Origin of the sequence: Vibrio sp. B7, assembly GCF_963888765.1 — a bacterium.
In the GTDB taxonomy this organism is placed as follows: Bacteria; Pseudomonadota; Gammaproteobacteria; order Enterobacterales; family Vibrionaceae; genus Vibrio; species Vibrio anguillarum.
In genome coordinates, this window is record NZ_CAWPKR010000008.1 from 15,599 (window position 1) to 29,172 (window position 13,574).

Annotated in this window: 13 protein-coding genes; 10 read left to right on the top strand and 3 right to left on the bottom strand. The window is 46.6% G+C overall.

Annotated elements, in window-relative coordinates:
* Positions 1-12: 12 nt before the first annotated feature.
* The 3 genes from pckA to hslR all read right to left on the bottom strand — a co-directional run bounded on the left by pckA (position 13) and on the right by hslR (position 3,272).
* Positions 13-1,641, bottom strand: a complete 1,629-nt coding sequence (gene pckA, locus AACV32_RS04305) for a phosphoenolpyruvate carboxykinase (ATP) (RefSeq protein ID WP_013855443.1) — start codon at positions 1,639-1,641, stop codon at positions 13-15.
* A 337-nt stretch (positions 1,642-1,978) separates the two neighbouring features.
* Positions 1,979-2,854 (bottom strand): Hsp33 family molecular chaperone HslO, encoded by an 876-nt coding sequence (hslO, locus tag AACV32_RS04310; RefSeq protein WP_013855441.1) that lies wholly within the window; start codon positions 2,852-2,854, stop codon positions 1,979-1,981.
* A gap of 31 nt (positions 2,855-2,885) precedes the next feature.
* Entirely contained in the window at positions 2,886-3,272 is a 387-nt protein-coding gene (hslR, locus tag AACV32_RS04315; protein WP_026028320.1) for a ribosome-associated heat shock protein Hsp15, read from the bottom strand.
* A 337-nt stretch (positions 3,273-3,609) separates the two neighbouring features.
* Here hslR and gspC point away from each other — a divergent pair, with 337 nt between their 5' ends.
* Genes gspC through gspL form a run of 10 tightly spaced genes read left to right on the top strand, consistent with a single transcriptional unit; the run spans position 3,610 to position 13,570 of the window.
* Entirely contained in the window at positions 3,610-4,506 is an 897-nt protein-coding gene (gspC, locus tag AACV32_RS04320; protein ID WP_231140402.1) for a type II secretion system protein GspC, read from the top strand.
* Between the two features lie 38 nt (positions 4,507-4,544).
* Positions 4,545-6,575 (top strand): type II secretion system secretin GspD, encoded by a 2,031-nt coding sequence (gspD, locus tag AACV32_RS04325; RefSeq protein ID WP_017045692.1) that lies wholly within the window; start codon positions 4,545-4,547, stop codon positions 6,573-6,575.
* Positions 6,572-8,071 (top strand): type II secretion system ATPase GspE, encoded by a 1,500-nt coding sequence (gene gspE / locus AACV32_RS04330; RefSeq protein WP_017048716.1) that lies wholly within the window; start codon positions 6,572-6,574, stop codon positions 8,069-8,071. The genes gspD and gspE overlap by 4 nt, the downstream gene beginning before the upstream one ends.
* Positions 8,071-9,291, top strand: a complete 1,221-nt coding sequence (gene gspF, locus AACV32_RS04335; protein WP_017045694.1) for a type II secretion system inner membrane protein GspF — start codon at positions 8,071-8,073, stop codon at positions 9,289-9,291. The genes gspE and gspF overlap by 1 nt, the downstream gene beginning before the upstream one ends.
* Positions 9,292-9,341: 50 nt before the next feature.
* Positions 9,342-9,785, top strand: a complete 444-nt coding sequence (gene gspG / locus AACV32_RS04340) for a type II secretion system major pseudopilin GspG (protein ID WP_010319321.1) — start codon at positions 9,342-9,344, stop codon at positions 9,783-9,785.
* 34 nt (positions 9,786-9,819) lie between these two features.
* Positions 9,820-10,398, top strand: a complete 579-nt coding sequence (gene gspH / locus AACV32_RS04345; RefSeq protein ID WP_013855434.1) for a type II secretion system minor pseudopilin GspH — start codon at positions 9,820-9,822, stop codon at positions 10,396-10,398.
* Positions 10,382-10,744: a type II secretion system minor pseudopilin GspI gene (gene gspI, locus AACV32_RS04350; RefSeq protein WP_017045697.1), complete on the top strand. Its 363-nt coding sequence runs from the start codon at positions 10,382-10,384 to the stop codon at positions 10,742-10,744. The genes gspH and gspI overlap by 17 nt, the downstream gene beginning before the upstream one ends.
* Positions 10,731-11,384, top strand: coding sequence for a type II secretion system minor pseudopilin GspJ (gene gspJ, locus AACV32_RS04355; protein ID WP_170895679.1), 654 nt, complete (start codon positions 10,731-10,733; stop codon positions 11,382-11,384). Before gspI ends, gspJ begins: the two co-directional genes overlap by 14 nt.
* Positions 11,371-12,390 (top strand): type II secretion system minor pseudopilin GspK, encoded by a 1,020-nt coding sequence (gene gspK, locus AACV32_RS04360; RefSeq protein ID WP_017048718.1) that lies wholly within the window; start codon positions 11,371-11,373, stop codon positions 12,388-12,390. The genes gspJ and gspK overlap by 14 nt, the downstream gene beginning before the upstream one ends.
* On the top strand, positions 12,359-13,570 hold the full coding sequence (gene gspL, locus AACV32_RS04365; protein WP_017049386.1) for a type II secretion system protein GspL: 1,212 nt from the start codon (positions 12,359-12,361) through the stop codon (positions 13,568-13,570). The genes gspK and gspL overlap by 32 nt, the downstream gene beginning before the upstream one ends.
* Positions 13,571-13,574 lie beyond the last annotated feature (4 nt).

Sequence of the window (13,574 nt, forward strand, 5' to 3'; positions counted from 1 at the left end):
GACTTATCAGTTTTAGTCGAGTTGTGGGCCTGCGGCCACTAATGCTTTACCTTCTGCGTTATCAGTATACTTGGCAAAGTTATTGATAAAGCGCGAGGCGAGATCTTCAGCTTTGCTTGTCCATTGTAGAGGATCCACGTAAGTATCGCGTGGGTCGAGAATGGTTGGGTTCACACCAGGTAGTGAGGTTGGTACTTCAAGATTGAAGATTGGAATATGCTTGGTTGCTGCCTTCTCAATCGAACCATCTAAGATAGCGTCAATGATGGCGCGGGTATCTTGAATCGAGATGCGTTTACCGCTGCCGTTCCAACCAGTGTTGACTAGATAAGCTTCAGCACCAGCTGCTTCCATACGTTTTACCAGCACTTCGGCATATTGTGTTGGGTGGAGCGTTAAAAACGCTGCGCCAAAACAGGCTGAGAAGGTTGGTGTTGGTTCGGTGATGCCACGTTCAGTACCCGCTAGTTTTGCCGTAAAGCCAGACAAGAAGTGATACTTGGTTTGTTCTGGAGTCAATTTAGAGACTGGTGGAAGCACACCAAATGCATCCGCAGATAGGAAGATCACTTTATTGGCGTGACCACCTTTCGATACAGGCTTAACGATGTTTTCGATGTGGTAGATAGGATAAGAAACACGAGTATTCTCGGTTTTAGAACCATCATCAAAGTCAATCGAACCATCGCTACGTACTGTGACGTTTTCCAGTAGCGCATCACGGCGGATCGCGTTGTAGATGTCAGGCTCGGCTTCTTTGGAGAGCTTGATGGTTTTCGCGTAGCAACCTCCTTCAAAGTTAAACACGCCATCATCATCCCAGCCGTGCTCGTCATCGCCGATTAACGCGCGTTTTGGATCGGTAGAGAGTGTGGTTTTTCCTGTGCCAGATAGGCCAAAGAAAATCGCCACATCGCCATCTTTAGCCATGTTGGCTGAACAGTGCATTGAAGCAATACCTTGCAGTGGAAGGAAGTAGTTCATCATTGCGAACATCCCTTTCTTCATTTCACCGCCGTACCAAGTACCGCCGATCAACTGCATTTTTTCCGTTAAGTTAAACACAGTGAAGTTTTCTGAGTTCAGGCCTTGCTCTTGCCATTTGTCATTGGTGCATTTGGCACCATTCATGACCACAAAATCAGGTTCGAAGTTAGCTAGCTCTTCTTCTGTTGGGCGAATGAACATGTTTTTGACGAAGTGCGCTTGCCACGCCACTTCAGTAATGAAGCGCACGCAAAGGCGCGTATCTGCGTTGGCACCACAGTAACCGTCAAGAACGAATAGACGTTTAGCGGATAGTTGACGACCCACTAGTGCTTTTAGATCATTCCATACTTCTTGGTTAATCGGCTTGTTATCGTTTTTCGCTTGTTCAGATGTCCACCATAGGGTATCGCGTGTGGTGTCATCTTTGACAATGAATTTATCTTTTGGTGAGCGGCCTGTAAAAATGCCAGTATCAACGGCAACAGCGCCAAGTTCAGTGACGACGCCTTTTTCGTAGCCTTCAAGGTCTGGGCGAGTTTCCTCGGCAAATAACAGTTCATAGCTTGGGTTGCGAACCACTTCGACTACGTTGGTTATTCCGTATTTGGTCAGGTCTAGTTGTGCAGCCTTTGTATGTTCCATAACGGTCATAGGTGCTCCTTGTAAGAGATTTTGTAGGGATTTTGTAATAATGTTTGTAATTGTTATCTGCTCACCATGCTAGCAACGGGTGGGGGATAAAACAGGGACACAGTTCAAAAATTGCCCATGACACTCCTGTGGTTTTAGGTGTCCCGTCACATATTGGCGCAACTATTTTATCGCGTACGCAAACCTTTGCGCTAGATCAATAAGATTAATACTTTTAAAAAAATAAGTACGCTATTCTGTTTGTTTAAGGCTTGATTTTGCTGGGTTTTGATCACAAAAAAAGCCAGCATAAAGCTGGCTCTGATACGTTTTCTTCGTGCTTGTTAATTCATGCAAATTAATGAATTGTGTCGCTTCCTGAGGAGGCTTGTGCGTAGAGTGTTGCGATCTCAGCCTCTTCAAATGAGTAGTTGGTGCCACAGTAATCACAATGTAAAGAAACGGATCCTTCAGACGATAAAATGTCGTAAATTTCCTCTTTGCCTATTGTGATGATGGCCGCCCCACTGCGTTCACGTGAACAACCACAATGGAATTCCACGGGTTGTGGGGTGAACAACTGAACTTTCTCTTGGTTATACAGGCGATACAACAGATCAGTGGCTTCTAAGGTGAACAGCTCTTCGTTTTTTACGGTGTTAGTTAACTGCTCTAAGTGCTCAAAATCATCGGGCGTACCCGTTCCATCTGGAATAGTTTGCAGTAACATGCCAGCGGCACAGGCTTTTCCATCTTGCGTACCAATGCGTATCCAAAGGCGTGTTTTCAACTGTTCAGAGCGGATGAAGTAACCTTCCAGCACTTCCACTAAGTTATCACCCTCTAAACCGACCACACCTTGGTAGCGCTCGCCTTTCTTGGGCTCGATAGTGATAACTAAATGACCTTTACCCATCAAAGTGTGTAGGTCGGCATCATCGGCAATATCGCCTTTCCAGCGTGCGACACCACGCACTTTCTGTTCATTATCACCATTGATAACGACTAAGGAAACTGGGCCATTGCCTTGCAATTGCATGGTAATTGAGCCTTCAAACTTCAGCGTTGCGGTTAGCAAGGTCGTTGCGACGAGCAGTTCGCCCAAAAGTTTTTGTACTGGGGCTGGATATTCCTGGCTCGAAAGGATGTGTTGATACGCGTCGTCTAATTGTACCAACTCGCCACGTACGGATAGATCTTCAAATAAGTAGCGATTTAAAATGTTATTTGCCATTTAGCTATTTCCTCGGAACATGGTCCAGCTTTTATTGATGTTTAAATTTAATGATGTCACGACGCTCTTTTTTGTCTGGTCTGCGTTCGGGGCTTGGGTTGTGTGCGTTGAGCTTACGTTGCTCGGCATGATGGGCACGTTTGGCGATGCTTGCTGCGGTTTCCGAATACAGGGTTTGTGCTTCTGGCGCGCTGCGCCTTTGCCCTAACAGATTGATCACAGTGACGATTTTCTCTTCTTGGCCTTGGCGCAAGGTAATCGTTGCCCCAAGCTCGACAATTTTACTTGGCTTGGTGCGTTGGCCATTATAATGGACTTTACCACCATCGACCATACTGCGTGCGATCGACCGCGTTTTATAAAATCGTGCTGCCCATAGCCATTTATCCAATCTTATTTGCTCTGTCGCAGAACTCATACTACAAATGTGCCTCAAAGGGAGTTAGTCTTGTACGTTTTATGGCCTTTACAATGGTGTTTTGGTTCCAGATTTTCAAGCTACCCGACAAAATAATGTCAGTAAAAATGACGAGAATGTCTCCTATGATATATTAATGTGTTTTTGTAGCGCGATCTTCGCGGTCTTATGTATCTGTTCCATTTAAATGGAAGCATAGTTTAAATGAAATGGAAGTATAGTTTGAGGCCAATCCGCCGGTTTTCGTCTGGCTAACGGCTCATGAATGTGAAATATCATGGTTGAAGTAAGAAAATATCAGTAAGGACATCTTTTGAGGCGAATCGATTTTAGCAGTATGACCTCATCTCGCTTATGGCAAGCAGGTTTGCTACAAAAAATACCGCAATGGCAGAAACAAATCAGCCAATTTCTTACCTTAGTATTGCTGGTCACGTCGGCTTGGATTCTAGGAAAAATGGTGTGGCTGATTCAGCAAAACGCGGTTGATATAACGCCTTGGTCTCCAAGAGCAATCGCATCAACGCCGAATGCGGCGCGTTCGCTTGATCTCTCTTCTTTACAACAAGGAAGTTTATTTGGTCGCTATAGCGAGCAGAAGGTCGAAGCCGCACAGCCTGTGGTCAAAGATGCACCTAAAACCAGCCTTAGCTTATTATTGGTTGGAGTGGTGGCGAGCAATGAACCGAGTAAGAGTCTAGCGGTAATCGCAAATCGTGGTAGCCAAGCGACCTATGGTGTTAACGAAGTCATTGAAGGAACCCGTGTCAAATTGAAAGCGGTGTTCAATGATCGCGTTATTATTGATAACTCAGGGCGCGATGAAACCTTGATGTTGGATGGAATTGACTATCATAAACCGAGTGTAGCAACGCCTGAGCGCGTTGTTGCATCGAATGTGCGTGGTAATAACCCAGCGTCTGCAGAAGAGAAGTTGGATGACATTCGCGCCGCTATTGCCAGCAATCCGCAAGAAATCTTTAAATATGTACGCCTGTCGCAAGTGAAACGTGATGACAAAGTGCTTGGATACAGAGTGAGCCCTGGGCAATCTCCTGAGTTGTTTGAGTCGGTAGGGCTACAAGATGGCGATGTCGCAATCGCGTTAAACGGTCAGGATTTAACGGACCCGGACGCCATGAATAAGATTTTTCAGTCAGTCTCTGAGTTAACCGAAATGAACTTAACAGTCGAAAGAGACGGGCAATCCCATGACATTTATATCCAATTTTAGACAGACTGATGCATGAGCATGAGTTTAGGGAGTAAGACGTGAAGCATTGGTTAAACAAAACGACGTGGTTATTGATGGGTGGCTTGTTGTCATCGCCGTTAGCCATGGCAAACGATTTTAGTGCCAGCTTTAAAGGCACCGATATTCAAGAATTCATCAATATCGTGGGCCGTAATCTTGAAAAAACAATCATTGTTGATCCTTCAGTTCGAGGGAAAGTCGATGTCCGCAGCTATGACACGCTTAATGAAGAGCAATACTACAGCTTCTTTTTGAATGTATTGGAAGTGTATGGTTTTGCCGTGGTGGAAATGGACAACGGCGTGCTCAAAGTGATCAAGTCGAAAGATGCCAAAACGTCTGCGATTCCTGTGGTTGGCGATGAAGGAAAAGAGAACGGTGATAGCGTGATCACGCGCGTTGTTGCGGTGCGGAATGTTTCGGTACGAGAGCTTTCACCTTTGCTGCGCCAGTTGATCGATAACGCAGGAGCGGGCAACGTAGTGCATTATGATCCGGCGAACATTATTTTGATTACAGGTCGTGCTGCGGTCGTCAACCGTTTAGCCGATATCATCAAACGAGTTGACCAAGCCGGTGACAAAGACATCGAAGTGGTGGAACTAAGTAATGCATCTGCCGCTGAAATGGTGCGTATTGTGGAGGCATTAAACAAAACTACGGATGCTAAAAATACCCCAGAGTTTTTGCAGCCTAAGCTGGTGGCCGATGATCGTACCAATTCGATTTTGATCTCAGGTGATCCTAAAGTCCGTGAACGCCTAAAGCGATTGATCACTCAGCTTGATGTCGAGATGGCAACCAGAGGTAATAACCGCGTCATTTATCTTAAGAATGCGAAAGCGGAAGATTTGGTTGATGTGTTGAAAGGGGTGTCTGACAACTTGCAGGCCGAAAAACAGTCTGGGCAAAAAACAGGGCAAAGTTCACAACGCACCGAAGTGATGATTTCAGCACATGCACCGACCAATTCCTTAATTGTTACCGCTCCGCAAGACATCATGAAAGAACTAGAAGATGTGGTTGCGCAGTTGGATATTCGTCGCGCTCAGGTATTGATTGAAGCGCTGATTGTTGAAATGGCTGAAGGGGATGGCATCAACTTAGGCGTGCAATGGGGCTCACTCGACAACGGCTCTGTGATTCAGTATGGCAACGCTGGCGCACCAATCGGTAAGGTAATGATTGGTTTAGAAGAAGCCAAAGATACCACCACCAGTAAAGCGGTTTATAATTCTGATGGTACTTTCTTGCGTAATGAAAACACTACTACCAAAGGGGATTACTCTACTTTGGCGTCAGCGCTCGGTGCGGTCAATGGTGCAGCCATGAGCTTAGTGATGGGCGACTGGACGGCCCTTATCAGTGCTGTGTCGAGTGACTCCAACTCGAACATCTTGTCATCACCGAGTATTACCGTGATGGACAATGAAGAAGCCTCCTTCATCGTGGGCGAAGAGGTACCTGTTTTGACAGGTTCGAGCGCGGGCGCAAATAACGATAATCCTTTCCAAACCGTAGAACGCAAAGAGGTCGGTATCAAGCTGAAAGTGGTACCACAAATCAACGAAGGCGACTCAGTTCAACTGAAAATTGAACAAGAGGTATCCAACGTATTAGGAGCGAATGGTGCCGTCGATGTCCGTTTTGCAAAGCGTCAATTAAACACATCGGTCATCATTCAAGACGGGCAAATGTTAGTTCTGGGGGGGTTGATTGATGAGCGCGCGGTCGAAAGTGAATCCAAAGTCCCACTATTAGGCGATATACCGGTTTTAGGCTATTTGTTCAAATCGACCAGTACCCAAGTTGAGAAGAAAAACCTGATGGTCTTTATTAAGCCGACCATCATTCGTGATGGCATGACGGCCGATGGCATCACTCAGCGTAAGTACAACTACATTCGTGCAGAGCAGCTTTATAACGCTGATCGTGGTTTGAAGTTGATGGCGAACGACAATATTCCTGTGCTGCCTAAGTTTGGCGATGAGCGCACCCATTCTGCGGAAGTACAAGCCTTTATCGAACAAATGGAAAAACAGCAATGACCGAAGTTTTGTCGCAACCTCACTACCGTCGTTTACCGTTTAGCTTTGCCAATCGTTTTAAATTGGTATTAGAGCTGGTAGAAGACAACGAGCTGCCGACGTTATTTTATGTCGCACCGCTGGCTATCGAATCATTAGTCGAAGTGAAACGAGTCGTGAAACAGCCGCTCAACTTGGTTGAAATTTCACTGGCCGAATTTGAAAGTAAGCTGACCCAAGCTTACCAACGAGACTCGTCAGAAGCGCGACAATTAATGGAAGATATCGGTGCTGACAGTGATGATTTCTTCTCATTAGCCGAAGAGCTGCCGCAAAATGAAGATTTGTTAGAGTCAGAAAACGATGCGCCCATCATCAAATTGATCAACGCCATGCTTGGCGAAGCGATCAAAGAGGGCGCGTCGGATATTCACATTGAAACCTTTGAGAAAATCTTGTCGATTCGTTTTCGTGTCGATGGGGTACTGCGTGAAGTGTTAGCGCCGAGTCGTAAATTAGCGCCGTTGCTGGTTTCACGTGTCAAAGTAATGGCTAAGCTTGATATCGCTGAAAAACGTGTACCACAAGATGGACGCATTTCATTGCGCATTGGCGGCCGAGCGGTCGATGTTCGCGTGTCAACCATGCCTTCGTCTCACGGTGAGCGTGTGGTGATGCGTTTGCTAGATAAAAACGCTACGCGCTTAGATCTGCACAGTCTAGGAATGACAGCAGCCAACCACGAAAGCTTCCGTCAATTAATCAAACGACCGCATGGCATTATTTTGGTGACGGGCCCAACCGGTTCAGGAAAATCCACCACCTTGTACGCTGGCCTGCAAGAGCTCAACAGCAACGAGCGTAATATTTTAACCGTGGAAGACCCGATTGAGTTCGATATTGATGGTATCGGCCAAACTCAAGTCAATCCTAAAGTGGACATGACTTTCGCGCGAGGATTACGTGCTATTTTGCGTCAAGACCCGGATGTGGTCATGGTTGGGGAAATTCGTGATTTAGAAACCGCGCAGATTGCGGTGCAAGCGTCTTTAACCGGACACTTGGTGATGTCGACTTTACATACCAATACCGCCATCGGTGCGATAACACGTTTGCGCGATATGGGAATTGAACCCTTTTTGATCTCATCATCGCTGCTTGGCGTATTGGCACAACGCTTAGTGCGTACCTTATGTTCCGATTGCAAAGAGGCCTACCAAGCTGATAATGAGCAGAAAAAACTGTTCAATTGTAAGAAAAAAGAGTCGCTGACACTGTATCGTCCGAAGGGCTGTGACAAATGCAATCACAAAGGGTATCGAGGCCGAACGGGTATACATGAATTGTTGCTGATTGATGATGAGGTACAAGCCTTAATTCATAGCGAAGCCGGAGAGCAAGCAATTGAAAAAGCGGTGCGGGCGAAAACACCGAGCATTCGTGATGACGGGCTCGATAAAGTGCTGAAAGGCATTACCTCACTTGAAGAAGTGATGCGAGTGACGAAGGAAGCATAATGGCGGCATTTGAATATAAAGCGCTCGACGCCAAAGGCAAACAAAAAAAGGGTGTTATTGAGGGGGACCATGCTCGGCAGGTTCGCCAGCGCTTAAAAGAGCAAGGGCTTATACCGATTGAACTCATTGAGACGCAAGCGAAAGCGGCTCAGCGTGAGCAATCGCCTTTGAGTTTTAAGCGCGGTATCAGTACACCGGATTTAGCGCTCATTACTCGCCAGTTATCCACTTTAGTGCAGTCAGGCATGCCATTGGAAGAGTGTTTGAAAGCGGTATCTGAACAATCGGAAAAGCCGCGTATTCGCACCATGTTGGCCGCTGTTCGTTCCAAAGTGACCGAGGGTTATACCTTGTCAGACAGCTTGGGTGATTATCCACATATCTTTGATGACCTGTTTCGTTCGATGGTTGAAGCGGGCGAAAAATCAGGTCATTTGGATTCGGTGCTTGAGCGTTTAGCGGACTATGCTGAAAATCGCCAAAAAATGCGTTCCAAGTTACAACAAGCGATGATTTATCCAGTGGTGTTGGTGGTGTTCGCGGTGTGTATTGTGGCTTTTTTGCTGGCGGCTGTGGTGCCTAAAATCGTCGGACAATTTGTCCAAATGGGGCAAGAATTACCGAAGTCGACTCAATTTTTACTCTCCTCAAGTGATTTTATCCAGCATTGGGGTGTCCAATTGCTGGTGCTATTGGTGATCTTGATTTATCTCGTCCGATGGTTGTTAAGCAAGCCGAATTTGCGGTTGAAGTGGGATAAAAAAATCATCGGCATGCCGTTGATTGGCAAAATCACTCGCGGTCTCAATACTGCGCGTTTTGCGCGAACTTTGTCGATTTGTACCTCCAGTGCGATTCCTATTTTGGATGGGATGCGTGTGGCGGTGGATGTGATGTCCAATAAATACGTTAAGCAACAAGTGTTGTTGGCGGCTGACAATGTTCGCGAAGGGTCGAGCTTGCGTAAAGCGCTTGAGCAAACCAAGTTATTTCCACCGATGATGCTGCATATGATCGCCAGTGGTGAACAAAGTGGTGAGCTCGAAAGTATGCTGACGCGCTCGGCCGATAACCAAGACGCGAGTTTTGAATCGACGGTCAACATCGCATTAGGTATTTTTACCCCGGCACTGATTGCATTGATGGCTGGGTTGGTACTGTTTATCGTGATGGCGACCTTGATGCCGATTTTAGAAATGAATAATTTAATGAGTCGTTGATCATGACTGAATTCTGCAATGATAACGACCAAACTATGTTGGAGGTTGGAATGAGAACAAAAACAAATAAACAGTCGGGCTTTACTTTGCTTGAAGTGATGGTGGTTGTGGTTATTTTGGGTATTTTGGCGAGTTTTGTGGTGCCTAATTTGCTCGGTAATAAAGAAAAAGCTGACCAACAAAAAGCGATTACCGATATTGTCGCACTCGAAAATGCGTTGGATATGTATAAATTAGACAACAGCGTGTACCCAACGACAGATCAAGGCTTAGAAGCGCTAGTGACCAAGCCGTCGAATCCTGAGCCACGCAACTACCGCGATAACGGTTATATTCGCCGTTTGCCAAATGATCCTTGGGGCAACCCTTATCAATACTTAAGCCCTGGTGATAACGGTACGATTGATATCTTCACGCTAGGTGCTGATGGTCAAGAAGGTGGCGAAGGCGCCAGTGCCGACATAGGCAACTGGAACATGCAAGATTTCCAATAAGAGAGAGGGCGGCCTTAGCCGCCCCATTTATCTGATGCTATCTCAACGCGGTTTTACCCTACTCGAAATACTGCTGGTGCTCGTGCTGCTCTCGCTCAGTGCTGTGGCCGTTATATCGACGCTACCTAGCACGAACAACGATGATGCGAAACAGTACGCGATGAGCCTTTATCAGCGTCTACAACTGAGTAATGAAGAAGCCATTCTCAGTGGCAAAGATTTTGGTTTGCGGGTCGATGAAAAAAAATCGCATCTGGTTTTCCTATCGATGGAGGACAAGGGATGGCAGCCGCTAGAGAGTAAGAAAATGGCTTCACAGCTCCAACTGCCTGAGGGGTTATCTCTCCAGTTTGAGCTGGGAGGAAGTGCATGGAAAAACGACGATCGACTCTTCAAACCGGGCAGTCTGTTTGATGACGATAAGTTTGCTGATGAAAACGAACAGAAAAAGCAGCTACCACCACAAGTGTTTATTTTATCGAGTGGTGAGCTGACCCCTTTTGTCCTGAGCATCCATCTTAATCAGCAAGATGCAGAGCAAGGCTGGCGAGTGGTAGTGAAAGAAAACGGGGAAATCACGCTGTTCGCTCCGGGAGATGCGATCGATGGGTAAACAAAAAGCGATGACGCTGTTAGAAGTCTTGGTGGCGCTGGCTATTTTTGCCACCGCTTCCATCAGTGTGATCCGTTCGGTCAGCCAACACATCAATACCGTGAGTTATTTGGAAGAAAAAGCGTTTGCCGCCATGGTGGTCGATAACCAGATGGCGCAAGTTATGCTTACTCCTCAAAACGTACAAGCGAAAAATGGCAGTGAGGTATTGGCGGGCCGAACCTGGTATTGGAAAGTCACTTTAGTACCCACTGCGGATAATTTATTGAAAGCTTTTGATGTCAGCGTGGCTAGTGAAAAAGAAGGATCACCTTTGGTGACAGTGAGAAGTTATGTCGCCAAATAAACAAAACAAAGGCTTTACCCTGATTGAAGTGCTGGTGGCGATTGCGATTTTCGCTAGTTTGAGCGTTGGTGCTTACCAAGTATTGAACCAAGTCCAGCGCAGTAATGAGATTTCAGCCCAACGTAGCCAACGTTTGAACGAATTGCAGCGCGCCATGGTGTTAATGGATGGCGATTTTCGGCAGATGGCAACGCGTCAATTTCGCACCAATGGTGAAGAGCCAAGTCAACAGATGCTGATTTGGAAAGAGTACTTGCTCGACTCCGATCAAAAAGGAGTGCTGTTTGCACGATTAGGTTGGCATAACCCACAGCAGCAATTTCCACGCGGGGAAGTCACTAAGGTCGGCTACCGAATTAAAGAGGGCGTGTTAGAGCGTATATGGTGGCGTTATCCTGATACTCCTGCAGGGCAAGAAGGGATCATCACGCCATTGTTACATGATGTTGAGTCACTATCGCTGCGCTTTTATAACCAAGATAAATGGAGTGAAGAGTGGACTGATGCCTTGAAAATCCCACAGGCGGTGGTCGTGAAATTGGCGCTGAAAGATTATGGCGAGATTGAGCGTATCTACCTTACTGCTGGTGGTGGCATCAATTCGACCAACAAAGAGGCTGATAATAATGGCGCACCCTAATCGAGCCCAACGCGGTGTGGCGTTAATCGTTATCTTGCTGTTGTTGGCGATTATGGTGTCGATTGCCGCAACCATGTCTGAACGTTTATTCACACAGTTTCAAAGAGCGAATAATCAAATTAGTTACCAGCAAGCCTATTGGTATAGTGTGGGTAGTGAAGCTTTAGCCAAAGTCGCTATCGAGCAGAGCTACAAAGACAACGAAACGATTAACTTAAGTCAACCTTGGGCGATGAAAGAGCAAACGTATCCATTGGATTACGGCACTTTGAAAGGGCGCATCCTTGATAAACAGGCTTGTTTTAACCTGAATGTACTCTCGAGAGCCAGACCTGCGGCAGGGAGTGTCGAAAAACCCTATTTAGTGCAAGTGTTGCAACGGTTATTGGAAGAGCTTGAGGTCGACAGCTATCAAGCCGAAGTGATTGCCGATTCGGCTTGGGAGTATATTGATGGCGATTCAGATGTGCAGTCCTCTTATGGCGTAGAAGACAGCCAGTATGAATCAATGTCTCCTGCTTATCTGGCGGCGAATAGTTTACTTGCGGATAACAGTGAGTTGCGCGCGGTTCAGCAGGTGAGCGGTGATGTAATGAATAAAATAGCGCCTTATATCTGCACTCTCCCCACTGATGATTGGCGTTTGAATATCAATACATTGGAACCCGATCATGCCAAGTTATTGGTGGCGATGTTCAGCCCGCACTTAAGTGAAGGGGATGCAAAAAACTTACTCGAGAGCCGACCATTTGATGGTTGGGCTTCGGTAGACAATTTTCTCGCAGAGGCCGCATTGGCTGCTGTGGAGAGCAAAGTGAAAGAAGAAGCGAAACAGTACCTAGCTGTCGATAGTGCTTATTTTGAACTGGATGCTCAAATCTTGGTTGATGACTCGCGAGTTCGTATTCGCAGTTTATTGTTTAGTGATAATAGAGAAACCGCAACGGTCATACGCCGTCGCTTTGGAGGGATCAGTGAGCGAGTTTCTGACCGTTCGGCTGAGTAGTCAACAAGACGCTGAAATACCTTGGCTGGTGTGGTCAACACAGCAGCAAGAAGTGATTGCCAGCGGTGAAATATCCGGATGGGAGCAGCTATCTCAGCTCTCTAGCTATGCGGCTGAACGCGCCACGATTGTGCTGCTCGCTGCCAGTGATTTAGTTCTCACTGAGGTCGCGATTCCATCAGGGGCGGCTCGTCGCTTAGAGTCAATGTTACCTTATCTAATCGAAGATGAGATCGCACAAGATGTGGATGAGCTGCATTTTTCAATTTTGCATAAAACCGCTTCCACTGCTTACGTTGTCGGGGTGGATCGTGCTTGGTTGCGTACCCGCTTAGATGAGCTCAAAGCCGCGGGTTTTGACGTGAAAAAGGTATTACCGGATGTGTTGGCTATCCCTGCATCAGAGGGGTTGTCGGCACTGCAGATCGGCCAAGAATGGTTAATCCGTAAAGGTGAGTATTTAGGGGTGAGCATTGAACCGCAGTGGTTAACGCTGTTTAGTGCTTCAGAATGGGTCAAGCAAGAGGGGCACTATTTACCTCTAGAGGCGTATACCCCGCTCCCTGAGCTGACATTGGCTGAAGGGCAACATTGGCAACAGGCCGAGCCTCATTTAGTCATGGCGTTGCTGACTCAGCAAGCAATAGCGAGCAAAGTGACTTTACTGACGGGAAGTTTTAAAACCAAGTCCTCGTTTTTGAAGCATTGGCAAGTATGGCAAAAATGCGCATTAGCGGCCGCGGTGTTGATTGTAATTTCAACCAGCCACCATCTTTTGCAAGCAGGGCACTACGAAGCGCAAGCCGATGCTTATCGAGCGGAGAGTGAACGTGTTTTTCGCGCGGTTTTCCCTGATAAACAGAAAATACCCACCATCAGTTACCTGAAAAGACTGATGAATGATGAAGCGGCTCGACTCTCTGGCGGTGAAGCCAATGGTTCGATGTTGGAGTGGTTGTCGAAGTTGCCCAGCAGTATCGGCAGCGTACCGAACATGCAGTTGCAAAGTGTTAAATATGATGGCAATCGGGGTGAAATTCGCCTTGAAGTTCAAAGTAATGATTTTGAAAGCTTTGAACAAGCGCGCCTTAAATTGGAAAAGCAGTTTGTGGTTGAGCAAGGGCAGTTAAACCGCTCGGGTTCTGTAGTTAATGGTACCTTCATACTGAAAAGCCAGTGAGGTT